General features: G+C 59.3%; 11 protein-coding genes. 3 read left to right on the forward strand and 8 right to left on the reverse strand.

All coding sequences use genetic code 11. The features are described 5' to 3' along the window. Nucleotides 1–124: 124 nt before the first annotated feature. The 8 genes from FT726_RS15465 to FT726_RS15500 form a co-directional block, all read right to left on the reverse strand. On the reverse strand, nt 125–628 hold the full coding sequence (locus FT726_RS15465) for a sigma-70 family RNA polymerase sigma factor (protein ID WP_104187560.1): 504 nt from the start codon (nt 626–628) through the stop codon (nt 125–127). Then, nucleotides 628–1,182 carry a cytochrome b gene (locus tag FT726_RS15470; RefSeq protein WP_058781059.1) on the reverse strand — a complete coding sequence of 185 codons (555 nt, stop codon included), beginning with the start codon at nt 1,180–1,182 and terminating at the stop codon, nt 628–630. Before FT726_RS15470 ends, FT726_RS15465 begins: the two co-directional genes overlap by 1 nt. Continuing rightward, entirely contained in the window at nt 1,179–2,225 is a 1,047-nt protein-coding gene (locus FT726_RS15475) for a catalase family peroxidase (RefSeq protein ID WP_346303034.1), read from the reverse strand. The genes FT726_RS15470 and FT726_RS15475 overlap by 4 nt, the downstream gene beginning before the upstream one ends. Before the next feature lie 71 nt (nt 2,226–2,296). Beyond that, complete coding sequence (locus FT726_RS15480) at nt 2,297–3,520, reverse strand: MFS transporter (RefSeq protein WP_346303035.1); 1,224 nt, start codon at nt 3,518–3,520, stop codon at nt 2,297–2,299. A 185-nt stretch (nt 3,521–3,705) separates the two neighbouring features. Further along, nucleotides 3,706–4,653, reverse strand: coding sequence for an ROK family protein (locus FT726_RS15485; RefSeq protein WP_288423544.1), 948 nt, complete (start codon nt 4,651–4,653; stop codon nt 3,706–3,708). Further along, nucleotides 4,650–5,516, reverse strand: coding sequence for an ABC transporter permease (locus FT726_RS15490; RefSeq protein WP_288423547.1), 867 nt, complete (start codon nt 5,514–5,516; stop codon nt 4,650–4,652). Before FT726_RS15490 ends, FT726_RS15485 begins: the two co-directional genes overlap by 4 nt. Further along, entirely contained in the window at nt 5,516–6,436 is a 921-nt protein-coding gene (locus FT726_RS15495; protein WP_021508908.1) for an ABC transporter permease, read from the reverse strand. Before FT726_RS15495 ends, FT726_RS15490 begins: the two co-directional genes overlap by 1 nt. An 18-nt stretch (nt 6,437–6,454) precedes the next feature. Continuing rightward, the gene (locus FT726_RS15500) at nt 6,455–7,990 is read right to left on the reverse strand and encodes an ABC transporter substrate-binding protein (RefSeq protein ID WP_346303036.1); all 1,536 of its coding nucleotides are present in this window, start codon (nt 7,988–7,990) and stop codon (nt 6,455–6,457) included. Between the two features lie 285 nt (nt 7,991–8,275). Between FT726_RS15500 and FT726_RS15505 the strand changes: the two genes are divergently transcribed. Genes FT726_RS15505 through FT726_RS15515 form a run of 3 tightly spaced genes read left to right on the forward strand, consistent with a single transcriptional unit; the run spans nt 8,276 to nt 12,656 of the window. Beyond that, the gene (locus tag FT726_RS15505) at nt 8,276–9,409 is read left to right on the forward strand and encodes an ROK family transcriptional regulator (RefSeq protein ID WP_058781055.1); all 1,134 of its coding nucleotides are present in this window, start codon (nt 8,276–8,278) and stop codon (nt 9,407–9,409) included. A gap of 11 nt (nt 9,410–9,420) precedes the next feature. Continuing rightward, complete coding sequence (locus tag FT726_RS15510) at nt 9,421–10,863, forward strand: M81 family metallopeptidase (protein WP_346303037.1); 1,443 nt, start codon at nt 9,421–9,423, stop codon at nt 10,861–10,863. Then, a complete protein-coding gene (locus FT726_RS15515; RefSeq protein WP_346303038.1) occupies nt 10,860–12,656 on the forward strand; it encodes an ABC transporter ATP-binding protein in 1,797 nt (598 codons plus the stop codon). Before FT726_RS15510 ends, FT726_RS15515 begins: the two co-directional genes overlap by 4 nt. The last annotated feature ends 6 nt before the right edge of the window (nt 12,657–12,662 follow it).

Raw genomic sequence — 12,662 nt, forward strand, 5'->3', positions numbered from 1 at the left:
CAGCCCTCAACCTGGGCGGCGATGTCAGGATGCTGCACCAACCAGTCGCTGACGGCCTGATGGCTGGCGCTATCCAGTTCACCATCCAGCCAGGCGTGCAGCTGGTTCTCATCGGGCGGGATATTCATTTTAATCTCCTCAACGTCACCGGGGCCGGCAGGCCTTCGGTCATGTGCTGCAACTGTTTTCGCGCCCGCGACAACCGTGACATCACGGTGCCCAGCGGAATGTTCAGCGTGTCAGCCGCTTCCTGATAACGCATGCCTTCCACGTTAACCAGAAGCAACAATGCGCGACTGTCAGCCGGCAGACGGGCGAACAGCGCCAGCATCTCATCGGCGATGGCGTGATGCTCAGCCGACTCGGCAAAAGGCTCGGCGCGGCTGAACAGCGTCATAATCGCCTGCCAACGCTTGCGGCGGCGTTCGCCATCAATAAACTGATGCCAGAGAATGGAAAACAGCCAGGCACGCAGACTGCGCGTGTCATCGCGCGCCGCGTCCAGTGCTTTGACCAGCGTGTTTTGTACCAAATCCTCAGCGGCCATGCGCTCACGCGTCAGCCCCAGCGCAAAACGCTGCAAATGCGGCAGTAATGCGCGGATTTCGTCATCGCTCAATGCAGACATTATTTTTGCTCTCGCACCCGGCGCAGGCCGGTCATGCTACTCAGCACGCCATCACGTAAAATCAGACCATGCAGCAGCGCGGCAGCCAGATGGGCCAGGATCAGCGCGAACAGACTAAACGCCAGCAGCGAGTGTAACGGGCGCAGCACGGCATAACTTTCCACGCTAACCGGCAGCAGCGGCGGCAGCACCAGACCTTCGCCAATCGTCACCGGAAACCCGCCTGCCGACAGCATCGCCCAGCCTACCAGCGGTTGCGCCAGCATCAGTAAATAGAGCGCCAGATGGGTCAAATGAGCCACCGTTTGCTGCCAGCCCGGCACCGACGCGGGCATGGCGGGCACACCATAGTAACGCCGCAGCCCGATACGCACGACCACCAGCAACGCGATCGCCACGCCGAGTGGTTTGTGTATCGCCAGCAGCAGTGAATGGGCAGCCGAGATATCCGCCACCATCGCCACACCGATAAATAGCATGGTCAGCACGGCCAGCGCCATCAACCAGTGTACGATGCGCAGCAGCGGATGAAACAGGGTTGTCTGGTGACTCATGATTTTTTCTCCTGCTGGTGCGCCTGTTCAGCCGTGCGCAGATTGAAAGATTTTGCGTAAGCGGCGGAGCGCGCGTTGAGCAGCGGATCGTCCGAGCCGCTGATGCCCTGCGGCAGAATCAGCGGATCGTAATTGATGTCATTGCAGCTGCCGCCCTGTTGCGGGATGCTGTCGCGCAGCGTCAGCGTACCGGCAACAACCTGTTGCCGATCGGCTGGCCACACCTTGCTGGCATCGTTCACCGCATCGCCGGGGTGAGCCACGCTGATCACCAGATCCCACTTCAGCGGTGCGGTCGCCAGGCGGTCGTGCAGGTCGCTCTGCAGATAATCCGGCTGCTGCTGAGCGGCGCTAATCGGCTGCCATGGCGTACGCGGCACCAGACTCCAGCGCACAAAGCGCGTTTCCCCCTGCGCATTGGTAAAGCGGAAGGCATTCAGGCTGTTGTACTGCTCCTGTGCCCAGCTGGCGGCCAGTATGTGGGTTTTTACCCAGGCAAAGAACGGTTTAACTTCGGGATGGGCAACGGTAAACGCCATCAGCTTTTGCGCATCAGGCTTGCCGGTCTGCGGCAGCGGTCGGCTGGCCTGCTGCTGATCGTAAAAAGCCTGCGGCGTACTGACCGGGAAAAACGGCAGCGCGTTCATGCCGGTACGCCACTGCTCGCCGTGCGCCAGCTGAAATTCCAGCGCCAGGCTGCGCACCGGCACGCCATAATCCGGCGCGTGCGGATTACCGCCGGCAATGGCAAAGCGGCCAATCACCGGCACCCTACCCGGCTGGAAAACGCTGGCGCGTGACAGAAACGCCGCGTTGCCGCTGGAGGTAAAATCGCCGGTAACGCACACGCCCTTGGCATGATTGCGCCGGTATCCCGGATGCACACCGCTGTTTTGCTGCAGCGACTGCACCAGACTTTGCGCACTGAGGTGCTGCGGCGTCAGCCAACCGCCTGCAGCAAGAAACAGCACCAGCAGTAATCCGGGAATAATGACCACCAGCAGTAACAACGGCAGATGTCTGACCGTAGGTTTGAAGTTCATCTTAGCCAACTCAGTAAGGAAAAGTGGGCATAAGACGAACCAGCGCGGCGTTTATTCCCGCGCGGTAAAAATTATTTTATGACCAGCGCCGGCGTCCGGCGCGCATCGCGCACCGCAATGGCATGAATCAGCAGCCCCAGCACGGACAGAATGGCCCCAACCCAGCCGGTGGACTGCCAGCCCAGCCCGGCGGAAATGGTGATGCCGCCGAGCCACGCCCCCAGCGCGTTAGCAATGTTGAACGCCGAGTGATTAAGCGCGGCCGCCAGGGTTTGTGCATCACCGGCCACGTCCATCAGGCGGATTTGTAGCACGCTTCCCAGCGCCACCATGGTACCGACCAGCATCACGTTAAGCGCGCCCGCCAGCGCATAATGCGCGGCAAAGACAAACGCGCTCAATACCAGCAGCGACCACACCAGCACAATGCGGATGGTTTTCTCCAGCCCGCGATCGGCCAGACGTCCCCCGACAAGGTTGCCGATAATCATGCCAAGACCAAACAGCGCCAGTATCGCCGGTACCAGATTCTCCGGCAGGTGGGCCAGTTCCATCATGGTGGGTTTAACGTAACTGAATACCGAGAACATGCCGCCGCTGCCAATCGCGCCAATCGCCAGCGTCAGCAAGACCTGCTTGCGCGTCAGCGCCGAGAGTTCGCGCAGTGGACTGGCCTGCTTATCACCGGCCATATTGGGTACCCAAAGCCATACCAGTAGCAGCGTCAGCAGCGCCAGTCCGCCAACAATGGCAAACGCATCACGCCAGCCAAACCACTGGCCGATGGCGGTAACGGCAGGTACGCCAATCAGATTGGCGATGGTTAATCCCAGCAGCACCATCGACACCGCCTGCGCGCGCCGCGCGCGCTCCACCAGTCCTGCCGCCACCAGCGCCGCCACGCCAAAGAAGGTGCCGTGGGGAAAGCCCGCCAGAAAGCGGGCCACCAGCATCGCAGGGTAGCCCGGCACGACAGCGCTCAGCAGATTACCCAGCGCAAACAGGCCCATCAGCGTCATCAGGAAATTACGCCGTGAAGCCCGCGCGCCGAGAATAGCCAGCAGCGGCGCGCCAATCACTACGCCGAGGGCATAAATGCTGATGAGATGGCCAGCTTCAGGAATGGTGACGTTCAGGCCTTTCGCCGCATCGGGCAGCAGGCCCATGATGACAAATTCACCGGTGCCGATGGCAAATCCGCCGGTGCCCAGCGCGAACAGCGCTTTTGGCACGCTGTGACGCGGCAGCGAGGCCTCGTCCGGGAGCTGAGAGAGTTGAGGTTGTACTGATGACATGTTTTTTTCCGTACCGCAGGTGAAAAAACAGCAAAGAGGCTGGCGACAGTGTCTGTTCAACAGCCTCTTTGCTGCGGGTTTTAGCGCGTCAAGCTTAGCGCATTTAAGGTTGAATCGGGTTCAACGAAGTCTTGAGCGCAACACGGTAACCGAAAAGCGCCTGCAACGGGCGAAAGGGCAAAAGCTCAGGACGCGCTGAGCGCCTGCCGCGCCAGCAGCGCCGCGCCCACCATGCCGCCCTGGTGGGCAAACTCGCCCGGCACCACCAGCGCATGCGCTGTGCTGCGCAACACACAGCGCTGCACCGCATCATTAAGCGCAGCAATCAGCGGGGTGACCGAAGCCAGTCCGCCGCCTACCGCCACCCGCGACGCGCCGGTAATGTTAATGGTGTAGGCGAGCGGCTCGCTCACCAGTTGCAGCCAGGCTTCTATCGTCTGCTGCGCCCGCGCTTCTGCCTGCTGCCAGCGGGCAATGATTTCCACGCTGCTGGCGCTTTCAGCGTGCAGCACCTGATGCAGCGTTTCCAGTCCGCGCGCGCCGCCGTAGGTGTCCAGACACCCTGTCTGGCCGCACGGACACGCCTGGCGCGGCACGCGCACGCGACCATGCGCCAGCGTCACTTCCGTGAGGGTAATCGGCCCGTGGCCCCATTCGCCGGTCAGGCCGTTTTGTCCGGTGATAATGCGGCCGTCCGCCACCAGACCACCGCCCACGCCGGAACCGAGAATCGCGCCAAACACCACTTTGTGCCCTTTGCCGCTGCCGGCCAGCGCCTCGGCCAGGGCAAAGCAGTCAGCGTCATTGTGTGCGACCACTGGCCGCTGCAGCACCTCACCCAGCTCCCGCGCCAGATTACGCCGGTGAAAAGCCGGGATGTTACTGGCAAACATTTCGCCGGTTTGCGGTGCCACAATCCCCGCGGTGGAGATGGCGACAGCCGCCTGGCTGCTGAAATGGTTATGCTGCCCGGCGATCATCTCGCTGACTCTGGCGCAAAAAGCCTGCCAGTCCGTCGCCGGGATTTTTTGCTGATCGAGCAGGGTTAGCCGATCCTGCGCATCCATCACGCCAAGCTTAATAAAGGAGCCGCCCAAATCGAGGCAGATCACGGTTGAGTGCGGGTGAGTCATAAACGTTTATCCATTACATCGCGCAGGCCGTCGCCCAGCACATTAAAACCGAGCACGGTAATCAAAATCGCCAGTCCGGGAAATAGGGAGACGTAAATATTTAGCCCGAGAAAGTTGCGGCCATCGCTCATCATGGTGCCCCACTCCGGCATCGGCGGCTGCACGCCGAGCCCGAGAAACGACAGACTGGCGGCAGAAAGCACCACCGCACCAGCCGTCAGCGTCGACTGTACAATCAGCGGGCCAATGGCGTTGCGCAGAATATAGTGCGTGATAATGCGCGGGTATCGCACGCCAAGCATATGCGCCGCTTCGATATACTCCATATTTTTCAGTCCCAGCGTCAGGTTGCGACTCAGACGTGCATACACCGGGATCGAGAACAACGAAATGGCGATCAGCATGTTTGTCAGCCCCTCGCCGAGCACGCTGACAATCAGAATCGCCAGTACGATGCCGGGGAAGGCGAAAATAATATCCATCAGCCACATGATCAGCGCATCAATTTTGCGTCCAGCCAGCCCCGAGATGATGCCCAGAGGAATGCCGATCGCCATTGAGATGGCCACGCTGAGACTCACCTCAAATAGCGTGATGCGCGCGCCATAAATGACGCGGGCAAAAATATCGCGGCCGTAATCATCGGTGCCGAACCAGTGGGCAACGGAAGGTGCCTGCAACGTGTTCAACAGATCCTGCTCGATGGGATCCCAGTGAGTGATCAGCGGTGCTAAAAGGGCAGCCAGCACCACCAGCAGCACCAGCCCGCCTCCGGTCGTGATGGAAGGGTTGCCAAGCAAAAACCTCACGATCTGGCGGCGGCGCGCGGGCGGCGGCTGGAGAGACGTGTCGAAACTGTTCATCAGTCGAACCTTATTTTCGGGTTGAGCAGGCCAATCACTATCTCACCCACCAGATTCATCAATACCACGCCGGTTACCGCCACTAACGTTACGCCCTGAATCACCGGATAATCGCGGTATTTCACCGAATCCACCAACAGGCGGCCAATACCCGGCCAGTTAAACACCGACTCAGTGACCACTGCACCCCCGATCAGGCTGCCAAAATTCAGCGCGACGATGGTGACAATCGGTATCAGCGCATTGCGCAGCGCGTGTTTCCAGTTAACGCTGGCCGACGATAACCCTTTGGCTCTGGCGGTACGGATGTAGTCCTGACTGAGCACATCCAGCATGCTGGAGCGCGTCATCCGCGCGATCATCGCCATCGGGAGAATCGCCAGCGTCACGGTCGGCATCACATAGTTGCGCCACGAATCAGCGCCGAGTAGCGGCAGCCAGCCGAGCTGAACCGCAAAGTAGTTCATCGCCAGCAACGCCAGCCAGAAGTTCGCAATCGAGGCACCGGCAATGGTCAGTACCATGACGATCTGATCGGGAATGCGCTGCCGGTAAATGGCCCCGGTCATGCCCGCCGGCACGCCGATGGCAATCGCCAGCAGGTACGCCAGCGCCGCCAGCGACAGCGTGTACGGCAGGCGTTCGCTGATTTCGGTCATCACTGGCCGCTGCGACTGCAGCGACAGTCCAAGATTGCCATGCAGCGCTTCACCGGCAAACCTGACGTATTGCAGCGGCAAAGGCTGATCCAGACCGAGCCGCACGCGCATACTGTCCACCGCTTCCTGCGGCGCTTCCGGGCCGGCCATCAGGCGTGCCGGATCGCCCGGCAGCGCGCGGATGGCGATAAACACGATGATCGACACACCGAAGATAATCAACGGCAGCGAGAGCACCTTTTTTGCGACATACGCTTTCATATCAATCAGCCATCAGCACTATTTTTTCACGGCATCACGGACCACAATCTGGCCGCCCGGTTGCATTGTCACGCCACTGATATTTTTGCGCGTCGCATACAGATCATCCTGATAGTAGAGCAGCACCTGCGGGGCGAGTCCGCTGATCCGCTGCTGTGCCTGGAAATAGAGCGCTTTGCGCTGGGCATCGTCGAGCGTGGAGGCGGCGCTATCGATTAGCTCATCGGTACGTTTGTCGCTGAAGAAGCCGAGGTTAGCCCCGCCGGGCGCAAAGCTGCTGCTGTGATACAGCGGACGCAACTGCAGATCCGAGCCGTACAGCCCCGAAGACCAGGACGCCAGCACCGCGTCCGTACCCTGCGCGGCTTTCTCTTTGGCATCGGCAAACGCCGCTTTGGCCCATACGCCGCTCTCCATCTGGCGCACGCTGAGCTTGACGCCAATTTTGCTCCACATACCCTGCAGAACCTGCGCAGTGCGTGCGTCGGGTGCCTGCACGGCAATCGACATGGCGAAGCCGTCGGGATAGCCTGCTGCCTTAAGCAGGTCTTTGGCTTTCTGCACATCGTACGGATAGTCATGCAATGCTTTGTCGTAGTTGGCATCGACCGGCGCCAGCGGGGAATTGGCCGGCTGCGCATAACCAAACATCACCGCTTTTACCAGCGCCTGCTGGTCGGTCGCGAAGTTCAGCGCCTGGCGCACTCTGACATCGCTGAGGGCTTTACTCTGCGTATTGAGATCGATCCAGAATACCGCCGCGCCCGGCGACTGTTTTAACTGCACGCCGGGATTATTTTTTAACATGCCGGCAAATTGCGGCGGCACCGGGTTAATAATATCGACCTGACCGGATTGCAGCGCCATATTCATGACTGACGGCTCACTGCTCCAGGTCCATTTTATTTCGTCCGGCCCGGCAGACTTGCCCCAATAGTCCGGATTCTTCTGCTCCAGGACAAATTCACCGGATTTATACTGCGCCAGTTTATAGGGTCCGGTACCGTCGGCTTTATTATTGATAGTGCCGGCTTTGTCAGCTTGTGGACTCACTATTAATCCCGGACCGGAGGCCAGCACAGTTAAAAACGCCGGATTAATTTTCTTCAGTGTAAAGGTGACGGTTAAGTCATCTTTTTTCTGCACGTCCTGAATAAAGGTGCGAATTTTCCCACTTCCGGCGAGACCGCGCTTCGTATCAAGATGACGCTGAAAGTTTTCAACGACCGCATCGGCATTAAATGGCGTGCCATCGTGGAATTTAACGTTGGGACGCAGCGTAAATTCCCAGTGCAGTCCGCTGTCGTCGGCATGCCAGGAGAGCGCCAGGGCCGGCATGATTTTGCCATCGTCACCGAGCCGCGTCAGGCCTTCATACATCGGGTCCAGCACCGTGCCGGTAAAGGTCGCGGTCTGATTGCCCGGGTCCATGCTGCGCGGCGGTTCGTTTTGCATAATGACCAGCTGAGCAGCCAAAACCGATGCGCTGGAAAACGACGCCAGAATACCCGCGGCAAGTGTCAGTACCCTGAAATGCTTGAGTGTGCTTTGCATGAAGGCCTCAGTGAATCAGTGACAAAGAGTGAAGAGTCATTGCCCGGCAGGCAGCTGACCGTCAATGCGCGCCATCGCCTGCCATACGCTTTGGATGTGTTAACGGCAGCAGAAGAACGGGCTCGACGCTATATAAGGCACACTCTGCAAACAAAAGCCAAGATGTCAGTTCATATATTTTACTTATAATTCGATCTGCATTCAGAAAATAAACTAAATACGCTTGAATTTGTTTTCACGGCTGATTATTGTCGGCCAAATACAGCCTGTGCCGTGAGAACCCGGATGCTTAATGCTCATCAGCAACAAATTCTGCGTTTATTAATTTCTTCGCATGGCATGAGCCGCACGGCAATTGCGGAAAAAATGAAGCTGAGTAAAGCCGCAATCAGCACATTAATCAAAGAGATGCTTAGCGCAGGACTGCTTGAGGAGAGCATTCCGGAAAGTAACGGTCAGGGTCGGCCTTCGGTGTTATTAAAAATGCGTGCCGACAGCGCCTATTTTCTCGGTGCGTCGTTGCTCGGTGACGATGTGTATCTGGTGCTGACAGATATGCACGGCCGCATCCTGGCCAGCACCCACATGCCGCTGAATCCCGATCCTGCGCTGCTGGCTGGTGCGCTGGCCGCCGCCATCCCCGGTCTGCTTGCACAAAAAGGCATCTCCGCCGACCAGCTTATCGGGCTGGGCGTCACGCTTTCCGGCTTTGTGGATGAAAACCAGGCGGTGTGCGTTCAGTCTGCCCTGCTGGGCTGGAAAAACGTCCCGCTGGCGGCACTGCTTAACGCGCAAACCGGTCTGGAGGTGTCACTGGAAAACGATGCCAAAGCTCTGGCGGTCAGCGAAAAGATTTTCGGCGTGGCGAAAAAGGCACGGAATTTCACCCTGATTTCCCACGGCGACGGCATTGGCTCCGCGCACTTCTTTCAGGGGCAGCTGCACCGCGGCGCGCACGGTGGGGCCGGTGAAATTGCTCACTGTACCGTAGAGCCCGGCGGGCGTCCGTGCCGCTGCGGCAAACGCGGCTGCCTTGATACGCTGGCATCGCTCACTGCGATGCGTGAAAGCATGCGTGACAAACAGCTGCCCTGCACCAGCGTTGCCGAACTGGAAGCGCTGGCGGTAAAAGGCAATAGCGCCGCGATCGCCATTCTGCACCAGGCAGGTGACGCACTTGGCCTCGCCATCGCCAATATCATTCAGATGAACGATCCGGAGATGATTGTCATCGCCCATCAGCCGGATGCATTCGACGGCCTGCTCAGAACCGTGGTGATGCAGGCGGTAGATAGTCACGTGTTGCCTTCAATTATGGGTAAGACGCCCATCGCCAGCATGGCGATTGATCAGTTGAGCTGGGCCCGCGCCGCAGCCAGTGTGGCGGCTTACCGTTTTATCGTTCACTTACCCGACTAGCGGAGTCTGTTATGCGCATTGCCTATGGTGGAATTCATACTGAATGCAGTACCTGGAATCCGGTGCTCAATTACGCCGACGACTTCCGCATCGTGCGCGGTGAAACGATGACGTCCAATCCCTATTTCGCCTTTCTGCAGGATTACGCGGCCGAATTTCTGCCGACCTTTCACGCCCGCGCCATTGCCGGTGGACCGGTGGCACGTGTGACCTATGATGCCTTCAAACAGGAGTTTCTCCGTCGGCTCGAAGCGTATTTGCCCGTGGATGGCGTTTACCTGGCGATGCACGGCGCGGTCTATGTCGAAGGAATGGAAGACGCGGAAGGCGACTGGATTAGCGCGACGCGCGAGCTGGTCGGGCCCGATTGTCCGATTAGCGTCAGCTACGATCTGCACGGCAATGTCTCGCAGCGCATCATCGACGCGATCGATATGTTTTCAACCTACCGCACGGCACCGCATATCGATGTGGAAGAGACCATGCGCCGCTCCGTCTCAATGCTGGTCAATAGCCTGCAAAGCGGCATCCGACCGGGTGTGGTGTGGGCACCGATCCCCGTGGTGCTGCCAGGCGAGCGCACCAGCACGGAAGATGAACCGGCCAAAAGCCTTTACGCCAGCCTGCCCGGGATTAACGCACTTGAACATATCTGGGATGCTTCGCTGATGGTTGGCTATGTCTGGGCGGATGAGCCACGCGCCACGGCGGCAGCCATCATGACCGGTACCGATGCCGATGTGCTGTCTGAGCAGGCGGCCAAACTGGCGCTGGCTTACTGGCAGGCGCGTGAGCAATTTGTGTTTGGCTGCGTGACCGGCAGTACTGAAGAGTGCGTACGCATGGCGATTTCCAGCCCTGGCGGACCGGTGATTCTCGCCGACTCCGGTGATAACCCGACCGGCGGCGGCGTGGGCGATCGGGGCGATGTACTGGCCGAACTGCTGCGGCAAAATGCGCAGGATGTCATCGTTGCCGGCATTACCGATAAACCGGCCACGGAGGCGGCCTTCGCCGCGGGCGTCGGCGCCCAACTGTCCCTGACTATCGGTGCCACGCTGGATCCTGCTGGCGGCAAAGTCAGCGGCGAGTTTGAGGTGCTGCGGCTGAGTGATGATGCCCGTTCGGTTGCCCGTCAGGCGCTGCTGAAGATTGCGGGCATCACCGTGGTGGTTGCCGATCGGCGTCGGCCTTACCACAACCTGGCGGATTTCGCCCTGCTCGGACTCGATCCGCGCCAGGCAAAAATTGTGGTGGTAAAATCCGGTTACCTGTCACCCGAGTTGGCGCCGATTGCCAATCCCAACCTGATGGCGCTGTCGGAAGGTGTGGTCGATCAGTATGTTGAACGGCTGGTGCGGAAACGCAAGCTGCAGCCGGCTTATCCGTTCAATACCGATTTTACCTTTGTGCCGGTCAGCACCCGCTCGGCGCGCTTTGTGGCGGCACAATGAATCGCGCTGACCCGCCGGTGCTGAGCATCGAAAATCTCACCGTCGCGTTTCGCAGTGATGACCGCTGGCGTGAGGTGGTGAAAAACGTCTCTTTTACCCTCGGTGCCGGCGAAACGCTGGCGATTGTGGGTGAGTCGGGCTCAGGCAAAAGCGTTACCTCGATGGCGATCATGCGCCTGCTGAATAGTCGTCACGCACGTATCAGCGGCAAAGTGCTGCTGAACGGCGTGGACTTGCTCACGCTGAGCGAACGTGCAATGCGCGATATCCGTGGCAATGCCATCGCGATGATATTCCAGGAGCCGATGACCAGCCTTAATCCGTCGTTCACTATCGGTCACCAGATCGCTGAGGCGCTGATCGCGCACCGCAAAATCAGCGCACGCGCCGCCCGCGAGGAGACCATCCGGCTGCTGGAGAAAGTGCGAATTCCCAACGCGGCCAAACGCTTCAGTGATTACCCGCACCACTTTTCCGGCGGCATGCGTCAGCGCGTGATGATCGCCATGGCGCTGGCGCTGCGTCCAAAACTGCTAATTGCTGACGAGCCGACCACGGCGCTCGACGTCACGATTCAGGGTCAAATCCTTGACCTGATCAAGACCCTGCAGGAGGAGGAAGGCACCGCCGTACTGTTCATCACCCACGATATGGGCGTGGTGGCAGAAGTCGCCGACCGCACGCTGGTGATGTATCAGGGCGCGATGGTGGAAACCGGCAGCACCGCCGCGATTTTTTCAGCCCCGGCGGCAGAGTATACCCGCACTCTGATTGCGACCGTGCCGCAGCTGGGTGCCATGAGCGGCATCGATGGACCGCGTAAGTTTGCGCTCAACGGCGAAGCGCCGGTGGCGCAGGCGCGGCAGACGCCACAAGGGCAAACGCCGCTGCTGTCGGTGAAGAACCTCAGCACGCGCTTCAGCATTCACGAAGGGCTGTTCAGCCGTAAAACCGGTGCGGTGCACGCCGTGGAGAATATCTCGTTTGATCTGCTGCCGGGTGAAACCTTGTCGCTGGTCGGCGAATCCGGCTGTGGCAAATCCACCACCGGCCGCTCGCTAACGCGGCTGGTGCAGCCGAACTCCGGGCAGATTGCTTTTGACGGCAGCGACGTGCTCACCCTCTCCCGGCAAGAACTGCGCAAGCTGCGCTGCGCCATGCAGATGATTTTTCAGGATCCGTTTGCCAGCCTTAACCCGCGCATGTCAGTCCTTGAAGCCCTCACCGAACCTTTTTTACAGCATCGGCTGGGCAGTAAGGCCGCTGCACAGAGCAAAGCGGCCGAACTGATGACGCGCGTTGGCCTGCCCGCAACTATGCTGAAACGCTATCCGCACGAATTTTCCGGCGGCCAGCGTCAGCGCATCTGCATTGCCCGTGCGCTGATGCTCGATCCGAAAATGATCATTGCCGACGAGTCGGTGTCCGCCCTTGATGTCACCGTGAAAGCGCAGATCATCAATCTGCTGCTCGATCTGCAACACAGCCTGAATCTGTCGTATCTGTTTATCTCGCATGATATGGCAGTAGTGGAGCGCATCAGCCATCGTGTGGCGGTGATGCTGCTGGGAGAGATTGTTGAGATTGGACCGCGCGCGGCTATTTTTGAGAATCCGCAGCACCCATACACACAAAAACTGCTCGCTTCGGTGCCGGTGCCCGATCCGACGCGCCGCCATTTAAAACGGCACGTGGACGTCAGCGAGCTGAAGAGCCCGGTGCGCGCCAATGGGTTTGTGCCGGAAACACGGCATTATCAGGAAGTGAGCGCCGGACACTGGGTGATGCGGTAAAATGCT

This window comes from Pantoea sp. Morm, from assembly GCF_016643525.1.
In the GTDB taxonomy this organism is placed as follows: domain Bacteria; phylum Pseudomonadota; class Gammaproteobacteria; order Enterobacterales; family Enterobacteriaceae; genus Pantoea; species Pantoea dispersa.

Coding starts and splice junctions, on each gene's coding strand:
- FT726_RS15510 (WP_346303037.1), top strand. CDS start 9,421: ATGCGCATTGCCTATGGTGGAATTCATACTGAATGCAGTACCTGGAAT.
- FT726_RS15470 (WP_058781059.1), bottom strand. CDS start 1,182: ATGAGTCACCAGACAACCCTGTTTCATCCGCTGCTGCGCATCGTACAC.
- FT726_RS15465 (WP_104187560.1), bottom strand. CDS start 628: ATGTCTGCATTGAGCGATGACGAAATCCGCGCATTACTGCCGCATTTG.
- FT726_RS15485 (WP_288423544.1), bottom strand. CDS start 4,653: ATGACTCACCCGCACTCAACCGTGATCTGCCTCGATTTGGGCGGCTCC.
- FT726_RS15475 (WP_346303034.1), bottom strand. CDS start 2,225: ATGAACTTCAAACCTACGGTCAGACATCTGCCGTTGTTACTGCTGGTG.
- FT726_RS15480 (WP_346303035.1), bottom strand. CDS start 3,520: ATGTCATCAGTACAACCTCAACTCTCTCAGCTCCCGGACGAGGCCTCG.
- FT726_RS15500 (WP_346303036.1), bottom strand. CDS start 7,990: ATGCAAAGCACACTCAAGCATTTCAGGGTACTGACACTTGCCGCGGGT.
- FT726_RS15490 (WP_288423547.1), bottom strand. CDS start 5,516: ATGAACAGTTTCGACACGTCTCTCCAGCCGCCGCCCGCGCGCCGCCGC.
- FT726_RS15495 (WP_021508908.1), bottom strand. CDS start 6,436: ATGAAAGCGTATGTCGCAAAAAAGGTGCTCTCGCTGCCGTTGATTATC.
- FT726_RS15505 (WP_058781055.1), top strand. CDS start 8,276: ATGCTTAATGCTCATCAGCAACAAATTCTGCGTTTATTAATTTCTTCG.
- FT726_RS15515 (WP_346303038.1), top strand. CDS start 10,860: ATGAATCGCGCTGACCCGCCGGTGCTGAGCATCGAAAATCTCACCGTC.